General features: G+C 55.0%; 10 protein-coding genes and 1 tRNA gene. 4 read left to right on the forward strand and 7 right to left on the reverse strand.

Going from position 1 to position 11,004, the window contains the following annotated elements; genetic code table 11:
* Window positions 1-97: 97 nt before the first annotated feature.
* The 4 genes from FW800_RS04815 to FW800_RS04830 all read left to right on the forward strand — a co-directional run bounded on the left by FW800_RS04815 (window position 98) and on the right by FW800_RS04830 (window position 2,376).
* Window positions 98-184: transfer RNA gene (locus tag FW800_RS04815), tRNA-Leu, on the forward strand.
* 168 nt (window positions 185-352) lie between these two features.
* Complete coding sequence (locus FW800_RS04820) at window positions 353-562, forward strand: hypothetical protein (RefSeq protein ID WP_446437089.1); 210 nt, start codon at window positions 353-355, stop codon at window positions 560-562.
* 92 nt (window positions 563-654) lie between these two features.
* The gene (locus tag FW800_RS04825) at window positions 655-1,011 is read left to right on the forward strand and encodes a hypothetical protein (protein ID WP_446437090.1); all 357 of its coding nucleotides are present in this window, start codon (window positions 655-657) and stop codon (window positions 1,009-1,011) included.
* 228 nt (window positions 1,012-1,239) lie between these two features.
* Window positions 1,240-2,376, forward strand: a complete 1,137-nt coding sequence (locus FW800_RS04830) for a hypothetical protein (protein WP_446437091.1) — start codon at window positions 1,240-1,242, stop codon at window positions 2,374-2,376.
* 99 nt (window positions 2,377-2,475) lie between these two features.
* On the opposite strand, the gene FW800_RS04835 is transcribed toward FW800_RS04830, so the two are convergent.
* From FW800_RS04835 to FW800_RS04865, 7 genes are all read right to left on the reverse strand, one after another.
* Window positions 2,476-3,009 carry a glycoside hydrolase family 19 protein gene (locus FW800_RS04835; protein ID WP_446437092.1) on the reverse strand — a complete coding sequence of 178 codons (534 nt, stop codon included), beginning with the start codon at window positions 3,007-3,009 and terminating at the stop codon, window positions 2,476-2,478.
* Window positions 3,010-3,066: 57 nt separating this feature from the next.
* The gene (locus tag FW800_RS04840) at window positions 3,067-3,621 is read right to left on the reverse strand and encodes a tail fiber assembly protein (protein WP_446437093.1); all 555 of its coding nucleotides are present in this window, start codon (window positions 3,619-3,621) and stop codon (window positions 3,067-3,069) included.
* Complete coding sequence (locus FW800_RS04845; RefSeq protein ID WP_446437094.1) at window positions 3,622-4,383, reverse strand: hypothetical protein; 762 nt, start codon at window positions 4,381-4,383, stop codon at window positions 3,622-3,624. It abuts the gene before it with no gap.
* 55 nt (window positions 4,384-4,438) lie between these two features.
* Window positions 4,439-5,341 carry a hypothetical protein gene (locus FW800_RS04850; RefSeq protein ID WP_446437095.1) on the reverse strand — a complete coding sequence of 301 codons (903 nt, stop codon included), beginning with the start codon at window positions 5,339-5,341 and terminating at the stop codon, window positions 4,439-4,441.
* Window positions 5,342-5,647: 306 nt separating this feature from the next.
* Window positions 5,648-9,643: a phage tail protein gene (locus FW800_RS04855; protein ID WP_446437096.1), complete on the reverse strand. Its 3,996-nt coding sequence runs from the start codon at window positions 9,641-9,643 to the stop codon at window positions 5,648-5,650.
* A 9-nt stretch (window positions 9,644-9,652) separates the two neighbouring features.
* Complete coding sequence (locus FW800_RS04860; RefSeq protein WP_446437097.1) at window positions 9,653-10,249, reverse strand: tail assembly protein; 597 nt, start codon at window positions 10,247-10,249, stop codon at window positions 9,653-9,655.
* Window positions 10,249-11,001 carry a C40 family peptidase gene (locus FW800_RS04865; protein WP_262020248.1) on the reverse strand — a complete coding sequence of 251 codons (753 nt, stop codon included), beginning with the start codon at window positions 10,999-11,001 and terminating at the stop codon, window positions 10,249-10,251. Before FW800_RS04865 ends, FW800_RS04860 begins: the two co-directional genes overlap by 1 nt.
* Window positions 11,002-11,004 lie beyond the last annotated feature (3 nt).

The following is an 11,004-nucleotide window of genomic DNA, read 5'->3' on the forward strand; positions in this document are numbered from 1 at the left end:
ACTTTTTCATCGGTATCTTTATGCAGGAAAGCGCGCTTCGAGGTTGCGCCGAAGCGACAGGATCTATATATTCCCAACCCTGCTACACCGCGCTACCGCCCGAATGGCGAAACTGGTAGACGCATGGGACTTAAAATCCCCCGCTCGTAAGGGCGTCCCGGTTCGATTCCGGGTTCGGGCACCATAGATATCAAGGGCTTGCCAGGGAAACCTGAGCAGGCCCTTATCTTTTTTGTTCCGCAATTTTACAAGCTGTTCCGCAATTATCCCTTCCCCGGCGTCCTGCCGAACGAACACAACTACCAAAAAAACACACGCACTACTACGCTGTTCACTCTCCGGAGGAACACCAATGCCGAATTCAGATCTACTCCCTTCCCTGCTTTCTAAGCTCTACGAAAACCAACTCGCCCTCGAAGCGTCCATCCTGGAATTGTCCAACTGGGTGGAGCAGCGCGGCTCCGCAGAGGTAGCAGAAAATGTTCGAGGCGCTCTTCAAGCCATCGACGATAACGAGGAATTCATTAAGCTGACCTTGGCCGTCCTGAGCGCTCCCAACTGATCGTCGGGTAAGCCTGCATTTCGTCGGTCTTCAGTCCTAGCATCGCTGCATTCAGATTACTGTACGCACATACAGTATCTGAGATTCACGCTATGAACGTTGACATGGACACCGAAGATTGGCTCGGTTGCCCCACCCCACTGGAAATGTACCAGCACCAGTGCTCACTGCTCGTGGATGAACTGGCCGAGACCGAGCGCATGTTGCGTCGAGCGCGGGCAAATATTGCGGGCCTGGTCCAGATGAATGACCTGCTCGCTACCGGCAAGGCATCAGCAGAGGCTGCGCTCAGGCAAGCACTTGAGCGCGTCTCAGCCATGGACGATGACGCACCTGACAATGTGAGCTTTCGACCCATCGATCTGGTTACCGGTCAGCGCGACCACCTGTTCAGGGAGAACCAGCGTCTGTTAATGGAGCTGAAAGTGCTCAGAGGGCCACAGCCCTGAGCTAAGCCTTTCATTCCGGCGTTTTCTGGTTTTGCCGACACGCGTCAATAATGCAGCAGTATGGGCTTGAGTAGCCTAAAGACTACGTGTTCCTTGGCTTCCAACCAATCACTGTCTAAAACTAGTGAGAAAGGAAGTGCGTGGGAGGGCCTGTAAAACCGGGATAGCCCGACGTAGTATTAGACAGCTTTCTTGCCATTTTACGCCACATATCTAGCGGGCAAAATTATGGCAAGAATCGATGCTGCGCCAAATCCGACTTTTGTATTTGGCGCAGCTCGGGCGCCGAAACCAACTATGAAAAAGGAGGATCTGTGTATGGTAGACAAAAGGCCATTTAGAAAAAATCCAGGCGTCGTCCCAGTTGATTTAGATACTGTCAAGGCCACATGCATCTACTGCGGCTTCAAAAATGATATTAACTGGGTTGAGGATTTACTTTTCCCAAAAGAGCCAATTGAATTATCCGACGCTTCAGGGCACTGGGTACCTGTCTCATTCCCAATAACATGCTTAGATTGCAAAAAAGACTTTGATTTCAACACCCCAATCAAAGAGAAAGAGAGCACTTGGAATTTATTCGGAGACGAGGCAGCAAGAATAATAACCCGCAATGGCAAACAGATTAGCTTCTTTTGCATATCACTGGTCGGACTGCACAAGGACAAGCACGATATCGCTAAAAACAAAATTCAAAAGCTAAAACTAGTGGCACGTCCAGATGTGGCACCAGAGCTTTGGCCCCACCACTTCACTCAAATTTGGAGTGATAGCGGAGAAGATAGAGTTTTTAGCTTCAGCAGTGTTCAAGAAAAAATACTTTACGGCCAAAAACTTTCGAAACTAATTAAAAACTTAAAGCCGCACCTTTCAACATTCAACTTTTCAAACGCGATAATTTTACCAGAAAACAAAAAAGACCGAGCCTCTGCATTAAAACATCAAAAGCAAGATATCTACAAACAGGCTTTACTTACCACGTTATCAATCCTCAGAGAAAATAATAAGGGTATAAGATGGACGTTTGACAACATTAAAGACACAACGGACGGAACGAAAAAAGAGGGATGGGCTGACGAGTGCTTTTTAGGACTACAGTACACTCGACTCTTCACTTATTTGTGCGCAGGAATTGCAGTCCATCCTCCAAAGTTCGTTCAACCCGGAAGTCATTTCCTCTTAGAAATAGCTGACTTCATAAGTTTCTGCATGGCTCGTGAGTTTCAGCGAGTATCAGAGGGAAAAAACTCCGAAATACCATCTGGACTCATGGGAAAGATGATTAATCAGATGGTAGAAGTCAACGGCAACCCGTTCTGGTTTAACGAGTTGGGTTCGATTTCAATTAGAAGGTATTTCCAGTAGAGCTTTATACAGATATCAAACTACCTCACGCAATTAGCGCCAGTACTTTCAGTGCATATTTGTGTACCACGACCCTTTCACAGATCTTCTGTGACAGCATCACCCCATGATCTTTAGCGCTTTTTCATACAGCGCCTGGCGGTCGTCCTGGCCGGTAAGCCCACCGTTGATACGTCGGGTGATCTTCGCGAACTGCCCATGATCCGCCAGCGTGTTCAAGCCCTTCGTCGACCAGAACCAGGCCGCTGACATGGCGGCGTGCTGGGGCAACTCAAGCAATTCAGGCTTGTTGATCAGGTCCAGGCTCAGCGCCTCGCCGCACGCGGCATAGTTGGCGCGCCCAGTGATCTGAATCAGGCCGCGCCCGCGGTACTTGGAACCGTCGCCCTTCAGGGTGTTGCCCAGGTCGGCCCGACCTTCGTACCCGGCCTGCTGCTTGGTTGGTCCCCAAATCTCACGCACATATCGCAACTGCCCCGACTCATGCCCGACCTGGGCGATGAATGCGGCAACGCGCGCCGTACCGACGATTCCGTAACGGTTCATGGCAGTATTCAGTGCAGAAACGAAAACGCCAGCATTGCGGCCGGCGTTCGGGAGTATCTGCAGCAGTTGCTGCTCGGTGATAGGCATGGCTTTTCTCCAGGCGAAAAAAAACCGCTCAAGGCGGCTGGTAGTGCGCGGTACCCGTTAAGCCGGAACGACGGGCCATTCAATGGATTGCGGATAATCCGCCTGCTCGACCACTCGGCTAAGCGCCAGCCGATACTTCTTCCATACCTTCAGGGTAGCGAGCTCCGCATCCGTGGCTTCGTCGACATCAACCGCATCCTGAAGTGGCGCGATAGCGTAGTCGGCGGCTGAACGTAGCTTAGCGATTTCTTCTTGGGCGGCTGCCAGGGGATCGGCTGGAGTTGGGGGCAATTGAGGAATCTCCTGGACCGGCAGGGCGTCAACTGCCACATGCAGAGTAATACTGTGTACCAGATCTGCAGGCTCGCCGTCTTTAGCAACGCTCACCGCCAGCACCCCGTCGTGGTAGCTGATCGCTACTGAGCAAGCCGCATCCATCTGGTTCAAAACGTAGCCCCAACCTTCAGGGGCCCGCGCCATCCCGAGCGTGCCGTAGACCAGGTACTGGCCGGGGCCTGGGTGTTCTGTGGTGATGGAATCGACACCCAGGGAGGAGATGTCAATGACAGCGCCAGTTGCGCCAAGAATGTTTACCGCTGCGCGAGTAGTCATTTAAATAGCCTTTAAGGTGCCGTCTGCGGCACGAGTGGTGTTTCCAGTGTGGTAAACGCTATACGTGGGACCGAAGGTTCCAGCGGCACCAGGCGTGGTGCGGAAGAGCAGCGAACCGGTGCCTTGCGAAACGGGAATGAAGATTTGCGCCTCATATCCAACGTTGTACGGAATTCGAATCAGGGTTGAGTAGCTCAGCCCAGACGAAGATCCGTTATTCAGAAACTTGTAGAAAGCGCCTTGTTGCCCAGGCTCGCCGGGTCTGTCCATTTGATAGGCATCTGGGGCAACATTGGAAAACATCCCGCTGAGCACGCCCGCCGGAATCAGATCGCCATTAGTAAGGCCGACGTTTTTGGCAGAAGCGGTACCTAGGTCCAGTGCAGCCTTGGCTGCTGCCTTGGTGGTAGTACCTAAACCACCATTTGCAAAGGGGACAACCGCCATGCTGGAGACGGGGCCAAGCCCTGCGAGCGTGGCTCCCCACTGCTGAACCATCAGGTTGACCGCATCGGCCAGGGCCTTTGGGTAGCCGTTTACAGGGACAATGCCGTAGGACGTACCGGAGGCATTGGCTCCGCGATAAGCCGGCGAGATCGACACGGAGGTATCGCTCGACGGATTGATAACCTGATAGACGCCGTTATCCGGACCGACAAACATGTCGCCGGAGCGGCAGTTAGAAAACTTCGTACCGACACCAGTCACAACGGTGTTGCCGTTATTGACGGTGACGGTTCCTTCTGAAAACCAAGAAGCCATATTTTTCTCCAGGCAAAAAATTACCCGCACTCGGCGGGCTCTTTGAGCTAATAAATCAGTTGAAGGGAAATGGCAGGTTGGCCGTCTCGATCACCAAAGCGGTCGGTAGCCTATCCGTTGCAATTTGCGAAAAGTTCGGTGGCATTGCAGTACCACTTACAACCGTCGGGTGATCTTGAGGTGTCCCCCCAGCAGGCCCGAACATAAACTGAATGCCTCCTACGACACCGCCACACCCCTCGCTTCCCCCATAACGATAGGTCGGCTTCGACTCGTTGAGACCGTACAACCAGATTTGACACCCCCTACTCCAGGGAAGGTACGCGGCGTACTCAACGCCCGACTTGATATTAATCGTTACCTTGGCGGTAAATATATTTGACTGGTAACTGGGAGGTGTTTCGCGCTGCTCAACATTCAAGACGGCATTCGCGTATGGCCTGCTACCCGATGGGATTGGATATTGCGACTCCTGCGTTCCCGTCGGCGGAGGCGCCTGAATGGATGCAACCACATTCAAGGCCAGTTGCAGAGAGTTAAACGTCATTGCACCGTCCGTTTGCCGGGTTTTCAAGTACGGAGACCCCGCAATAGCGTCCTTCATCAAATCAAAGCAATAGAACTTAGTATTTACGCTTGCGTTGGTGTAAAGAAAAGTCATTGAATCGCCGGAAATCTTTGTCCCCTGCAAGCAGCCGCTGCCAGTGAGAAACACGATTGGCGACGAGGCTCTAACCACAGTGAAGCCATAAATAACATCTGACAAGGCAACGCTAGGACTTACACCTGAGCTTGTCCAATTGCCCCCCCAATTAGGATCTACGTTCCCTCCTTTAAAACTCCGGCGCCACCAGGTCTCGATGACGCTCAGGTTTCCGCTTTTCACAAGACCATAGGTAATTTTGGCCGTATCGAACAGAAGACTGCCGTCTTGTTTTTTAACTACGAGATTAGCCATCAATAATAACCGTAGTAAATAATGCAATTGGCTGAAAAATTACCCCAGCCATTGGTGTTGTACGAGTAAATCCAAGAGAGAACCCCGTTGGATATGGTTACCGACGGGACCTTTCCCTTTTCGAGTTGCCTGTCCTGAAGAGGAACGACGATTGGAAACTGGACCTTTCCAGGGGGCGGTGCCGGGATCGCTATTGAACCATTTGCAGAGTTGGTAACCACTGATCCTTGGGTCTGGCTAATACTCATAGTCATATCGACTTTAACCAGACCCGTCTCGCGATCCCTTATTACTAATCCGACCATGTTAGAGACTCAGATCAATACCAACCACACCGTTGGCGTAAATAAATTTAAGGAATGTATTGGTTAGCCTCATGGTGCCAAGACCAGCAATATTCCCGTTCATTTCAAACGTACCGTCGAATGAAAGCCTCCACCCGCTGACTCCTGCCACGTAGTTATTTGACTGAATGTAATTACCGATCATGGCATTGGTAATCATGCCCGTCTTAATTACTGCCGAACTAATGAACACCTGCCCGCCAGAAACCACAAACGGGAAAGTTGCAGCGCCACTGACCTCGTCGATAATGGCGAATCGCTGAGCAAACGCCAGAATTTCGGACGTTTCCCCATCGCTGCCCAGAGCGAGCCCCGCCATTACTTTCTTTCCGTCCACATTGGTCTGGGCCTTGATGGTTGTCTGTGCCGAAACCTTGCCGTCAAGGCCCGCTACGACCTGACTCACCTGCTGAACCGATGCATTGGTCTGGCCCAGACTGGCCTGGACCGTATCAGTCCGTTTGGACTGAACTTCTATCGCTGTGGCTCTTACCAGTTCCTCCTGCTGGATAAGCCCCTTCGCATTATCAATCCCGGCCTGCAAGGTAGTCAGCCGCTCAGCAGTTGCCAATTCGCGAGATGCTTCAACACGCATCTGCTGGGCGATACTTGCGGTGGACTCATACGCTTTCAACGCCCCCGCCAGCTCGCCAGCGCCGTCATCACCACGCACCGAAGCACGCAGTGATTCATTACTGGATGCCTGTGCCGTGACCCGCCCGTCCAAGTTGGTGACCTTCGTGTCGAGGCCATTAATCGCTTGGGCATTGCCGATCGCCTTTTGATCAACCGCAGACAGATCACTCTTGAGTTGGGTGATCTGCGTTGCGGACGTCTCGCGGTTGGTGGCAACCACCTGCTCAAGCACCGTCAGCGACGACTTGTTGTCACCAACCTGTGCGCCCAAGGTCAGCAATTGCTGGGCCATCGCATCATTTTCGCTGGCTCGGGTTTTACGCTCAACGGCAAGATCCGCCGTGGATGTCCAACCCTTGACTGCGTCGGCAAGATCGCCAGCGCCATCATCACCCCGAGCAGCAGAACGCAACGCCTCGACGGAGGTAGCGGTGGCCAACACCTTGCCGTCGATTTCCTCGATCTTGGTTTCAATGATCTGGACCTGCGACACCAGCGCGTCAGAGGTCTCAAGGATGGTGCCAATATCGGCCCAGTACGTGGCGTCGGGCGGCGTTGCGCCGACAGGCACAGGGCCTTTCGCTTGGTAGAGGCGTTGATCCAGACGCACGATGTCGCCCTTCAAATATGGCTTTGCCGGGTCGTAAGCGAGGGCATCGCTCACTTTCTTGATCAGGTCTTCAAGTTCCTGCTTGGCCTCCTCCAGGCGTTCATTCACAGATCCTGGACCATCACCTGTAATCAGCTCGATCTCTTCTCGAAGGCTTTGGTACAGGGCGCCCTTTCCGATCTTGTCCGCAAAGTATTTTTCATACTCGGCTTGATCCGAACTGGCCTGACCATTGACCGCACCAGGTACAGGAAAGAACGGGCCGACGTTGCCGGTCCGATCCACCAGGCGAGCCCAGAAGAACAGACTCGCGCCAGCCAACAGGCTGTGCATTTCGTGCTTGGCTTGCGGGTAACTGAAGTCGCTCAGCTTGATCGCGGTGCTCAGGTCGGCCGACTGGCTGTACCAGATCTCCGTCCGCTGGGTGTCCTCTGCGCCTGGTGGGAAGCCCCATTGAATGCCGATGCCATAAACCAGGCTGGTGGTGGTCAGGAACGACACCGCCGGCGGCAGGCCTGTCTTGCCTGTCAGCATCACTTCAGGGCTGGCGCCCCAAATAGAGGCCACGTCCATTGCGTTGACCGAGCTTACCCGAGCAACGTAGCGACCGCTGTAGATACCCTCAACTTCTGCACCCAAGCTCCCCGTGCGCGGCAAGCGGATCCAGTTGCCGCTGTCCTTGCGCCATTCCACGTTGTACGCAATGGCCCCCGGCACCGAGTCCCAGGTGATACGCATACTGGTAACAGCAATGCCTTGCGATACGACGCTGCGCGCCTCGATGCTGACGTTATCCGGCGGAGACATCACCCCTGGTGGAATGATGCTCGTTGGCTGTGGGTCAATGCGTGCGCCAGTGTCGATCGCCTGGTACTTAAGGGGCTCATGTTGAGTGGCAGCTATCTTGAACTGGTGCAGCCCTTGCGGCTCGATGGTCTGCACACGAAAGCGCATCACGGCCAGATCAGCACTTTCCACGGACCAGCTGCACTCCGGCTCTGGGAGTTCCGAATAGTCGGCCATGACGGTGACCAAGCGGCCAGAGACGGACTTCACGATGCGCCCTTCGGTCTTGCCGCTGGGTAGGTTGAGGATTAGCCGATCCTCTTCGTGCACCTCGGCATCGATATCGAGCGTGATCACACGCCTGGTCGCGGCGCTGATACGCCCACCATTTGCACGCCCCGAGAACAACTCATCAGCCACGCAGATAATCTGGCCAGGCTCGACGTTGCGGCCCTCCATGCCGGCGGTGAAGCTTACCGACCACTCCTCATACTGCTCGGACTTAAGCGCCCAAATGCCGTGGCGGATTGCCTCCCCTTCCACGGTGCAGCCGAACCGTGAGATATCCAGCATCCGGTGCCCAAGCTCGCCGATCAACTCTTCGTTGGTAACTGGGGCCGGCTGTGTCTTGAACTCGTTTTCAGGATTGTCCCAGGCCACCTTCGCCCGTGTATGGCGATCAGGAAGCGCTGCGGAGACGTACTCAAATTCACCGATGATGTTCGAGCGCGTGAAGACGTAGCCATCCTCGTTGCCTGGAATGTCCGCCACCATGGTGACCTGGGAGCCGTTCCAGCAACTGCTCCCACGGAACACACTGGCCAAGTCCGAAAGGAGTGCGTAGCCCTCAACTGAATCCTGAATGTAGACGTTGGTGGTCATGCGCGGCTGCATACCGCCCTTCCCGTCTGGAACCATCACGTCGCAATAGCGACCGATCTCGTACAGCGTCCAATGGTCAACCATATCGGCGGTGATGCGGCGGCCCAGGCCATAGCGACGATGCAACAGCAGGTCGCGCCATACCCAGACAGGGTTGTTGGTGTAGGCAAGCTTAAAAGTGCCGTTCCAGTCACCTGTGTAGGCTCGAGTCTCCGGGTTGTAGTTGGTCGGCACCTGCACAATGCGGCCGCGCATCAGGAAGCTGGCCTTCGGCGTGTCTTGGAACTGTTTCGCATCGAACTGCAGGCCACCCAGCGCCAGGTTCGGGTAGCGCAGTTTCTTGTCGATGACCTCCGTCAACCCTTTGATACGCATCAGGTCTGCGAAATTGGAGTCGTTGCGGTTGGGGGTGAGCCGACGCACGCGCACCAATGCGCTGGTAAATCCTTCGGGTAGGTCGATTCGATGGGTGCGCTCGTATTCGGTTGTCCCTTTGTCGTCCAGGGTCGCCGACAAAACCGTTTGATAGCTTCCGCCATCTACGGAAAGATCAATGGCGTAGTCGATGCGGTAGCCGATCTGGTCGCCATTCGTCTTGACCTGCCAAATTTGCGGCCAGGACAAACGGATGCGCACAGCCGACAACTGCTGATCAGTGATCGCACGCGTCCAGGCGTTATCCGACTTCAACTCAACCGGCAGCCCCTGGGACGCCTCGTTCTCAATGGCCGGAAAGCCTGGAATGTGTTCTTGGTCCACAGTGCCCGGGCGGAAATCCCAAACGGTACCGGGAAAGTTCTCGCTACCGTCAGGCGAGACCAGCGGCGTGCCGTTGAGTTTTACCGACTTCTTATCATCGACCAGGCCGACGATTGGGCCCTCACTCAAGGCATAGAGCAATTTTACAGTGGCAACAGAAAGCGCAGTATCGGGTGCCTTGTAGGGCGTGTATGGCTTCTGCTCGCCTCCCTTGGCGCCCAAAACGCGGGCAGCAGTAGGCCGGCGCCGATGCTTTGCAGCAGGCGCTTTTGCGATTTTGGACATGGGTTTTCCTTACTGCTGATCTTCCGAAAAGACGCCAGCCGAGATGAGGGCGCCGCCGATATCGCGTTCGCCATACAGAAGTGGTTTGCAGCGGCCCTGGGCCGTGGTGGTGACGGCGCCGCCGAACGCATAGGACGGCCTGTTGCCATCGCCCTCTTTGTCCAGCACGCCCACCGGTGACGGAGACATACTCATGGCGATACCGCCGATCATCAAGCCGGCACCAGCTGCCACCAGGTAGTACTGCTGGGTGATCGCGCCGACCACCACCAGGGCGAGACCGGCAATGGTGGCGAACAAGCCGCCTCCCTTACTGCCAATCACAATTGGCGCAATACGGATCGGCTCAACGGTGTCCTGGCGCATCTCAATCTCGGTATCGCTCAGGTTCTTCTTCCCGCGGAATACTGCGTAGGTCAGGCCGCGCTCTTCCGAAAAGCGCAAGAACCGTCTGAAGCCGGGGATCTTCACGCACAACGCATGAATCGCCTCGGCGCATGACGCTACGGCCAGGTGGTGAACGCGACCGAACCGGGCGCCAAGCACACCATAAAGCATCACCAGCACCACCAAAGGCTGCGGGTTAACCGTTGTTTTCATTGCCATCAGTCAACCTCCGGCATTCGTTGGTGCCGAAGAATCAGCACGGTGTAATCAGCCCACATGCCGCCGTAAACGTCGCGGGTGGATTTCTTACTGTAGCGATGATGCAGGAAGGTGCCCGGGGCCGGGTGTAGCTCCGGGGCGCTGGTCAGCAAACCGTCACCCAGATAGATTCCTGCATGGTTCGGTGCGGCGGCGTTGATCTGCATGACGATCATGTCGCCCTTGCGCGGCATCGAAACCGGATAGAAACCGGCCTCCTCGTAGTACTTCTCGTAGAGGCTCTCACCATCGTTCCACCAGCCATCCCGGCGTGGGTAGTTCGGCAATTCAATCCCAAGCTCGCGCTCGTAGTAGTCGCGGCACAGGGCATAGCAGTCCAGCAGACCATGGCCGAACTCGCGGCCAACCAGCGGGGCCTGATAGCCCTCCGGCTTGAACTCGAAGTACTCACCAGACGGCCAGCTCACAATACCCCACGGTTTTTCATGCAATTCGCAGCTGACACGATCGGTCATGCTCGGCATGGGCGGCACGTCGGGATGAGAGTGAATGATCATCGTCACCTCGCCACGGTCCTCAGCGTCACACTTATCCTCGGGGTTGATGATGAAGTGCTCGCTGGGGGTCTTGGCATCGTTGCGGCAGGGAACGTACTTCAGCCGCCCGGCCTCACGGATCACCACGCCGCAGCTTTCCTTCGGAAACTCCGCCGCAGCGTGCGCCTGAATTTGTTTCAGCATCGTCTTGTTCATGGG

Source organism: Pseudomonas sp. 910_23 (assembly GCF_052850795.1).

Coding starts and splice junctions, on each gene's coding strand:
- FW800_RS04835 (WP_446437092.1), bottom strand. CDS start 3,009: ATGCCTATCACCGAGCAGCAACTGCTGCAGATACTCCCGAACGCCGGC.
- FW800_RS04845 (WP_446437094.1), bottom strand. CDS start 4,383: ATGGCTTCTTGGTTTTCAGAAGGAACCGTCACCGTCAATAACGGCAAC.
- FW800_RS04830 (WP_446437091.1), top strand. CDS start 1,240: ATGGCAAGAATCGATGCTGCGCCAAATCCGACTTTTGTATTTGGCGCA.
- FW800_RS04850 (WP_446437095.1), bottom strand. CDS start 5,341: ATGGCTAATCTCGTAGTTAAAAAACAAGACGGCAGTCTTCTGTTCGAT.
- FW800_RS04820 (WP_446437089.1), top strand. CDS start 353: ATGCCGAATTCAGATCTACTCCCTTCCCTGCTTTCTAAGCTCTACGAA.
- FW800_RS04825 (WP_446437090.1), top strand. CDS start 655: ATGAACGTTGACATGGACACCGAAGATTGGCTCGGTTGCCCCACCCCA.
- FW800_RS04860 (WP_446437097.1), bottom strand. CDS start 10,249: ATGGCAATGAAAACAACGGTTAACCCGCAGCCTTTGGTGGTGCTGGTG.
- FW800_RS04855 (WP_446437096.1), bottom strand. CDS start 9,643: ATGTCCAAAATCGCAAAAGCGCCTGCTGCAAAGCATCGGCGCCGGCCT.
- FW800_RS04840 (WP_446437093.1), bottom strand. CDS start 3,621: ATGACTACTCGCGCAGCGGTAAACATTCTTGGCGCAACTGGCGCTGTC.
- FW800_RS04865 (WP_262020248.1), bottom strand. CDS start 11,001: ATGAACAAGACGATGCTGAAACAAATTCAGGCGCACGCTGCGGCGGAG.